The sequence below is a fragment of the Protofrankia sp. CiP1_Cm_nod3 genome, assembly GCF_982290655.1.
The window spans coordinates 1-989 of record NZ_CEVIVD010000090.1 but is presented as its reverse complement, the minus strand read 5'-3'; the positions used below and the strand labels follow the sequence as shown (position 1 = coordinate 989).

Genomic DNA, 989 nt, shown 5'->3' with positions numbered 1-989 from the left:
TTAAGCTCCTGTTGAACAGCATCAGCGGGGACGGACGCCGCGCCTGCAAAGGCCGACGGCCCATCGACTGTAGCCGCAGGTTTGCGAGGACGACGGGCGGCACGTCTGACCCCGCCCTTGCCACCCCGGGCACCCTGAGCCTCACGCTCAGCCCGAATCCGCTCCAACAACACGGATGCCGGCTCATCAGCCGAATCCTGCGGGACGAGTTCGCCGCTGAAGGCGCGGGCGAGGATCGCACGTCGGAGAGCCTTCGATCTCTTCGTCGCCTGTTCCGACAGTCTGGCCGTGGCAGCGAGCATCGAGAGCTGTCCCTCGATGCGTTCCAGGATGGCAGCCTGCTCCTCGGGCGGCGGGACCGGAACCGGCAGCTGCTTGATTTTCGACAGGCTGATGGACGCCAGGTTCACGCTCTGCTTGCCGTTGGCCTCGAACCAGCGGGCGGCACTGTTCGCATACCAGGAGAGCAGCTTTGGATGAATGATGTTCTCGCGAATCCGGGCGCGAAACACATGGTTCTGGTGGATCACGCCGGGGATCTGCTCCTCCCAGACCCACCCGCGCCCCAGCTTGTCGCGGTCCCCGCCCTCGTTCAGGAGAACGTCACCCGCCCGCAGCGCGAGCTGCGCGGCTTTCGCCGCCGGCACGCGAATCATCGCAATCTTGGAAAGATCCAGCCACCCTCGCTGGACGTTCGCCACCCGTAGATAGGGAACCTCAGGAAAATCGGGGTCGGACTGCTTCTTCAGGTCCTTGGTGATCCCGCCGACGACATCGGCGATCTCCCCCAGCCGCAGCCACGTCCAAGAGGCTGGGATTCGGGGGAGCAGCCCGTCATCCGTTCCGCCCGGTGTGGGCGGGGCCGCGGCGGGCTCGCCGGTTGGCACGTCATACCCATAGGCGATGGCTGAGACGGCTTCTTCAAGATGTCGGGCCCGGACGGTGGCCCGAGCGACCAGCCGCTCGGCGCTGTCGAGGCGGGAGAGGTG

1 protein-coding gene is annotated in these 989 nt (G+C 66.3%); it reads right to left on the bottom strand.

The window, feature by feature from the left end; translation table 11 throughout:
• On the bottom strand, positions 1–989 hold a 989-nt coding region (locus AC5LUJ_RS16450), incomplete at both ends, for a restriction endonuclease subunit S (RefSeq protein ID WP_493465242.1).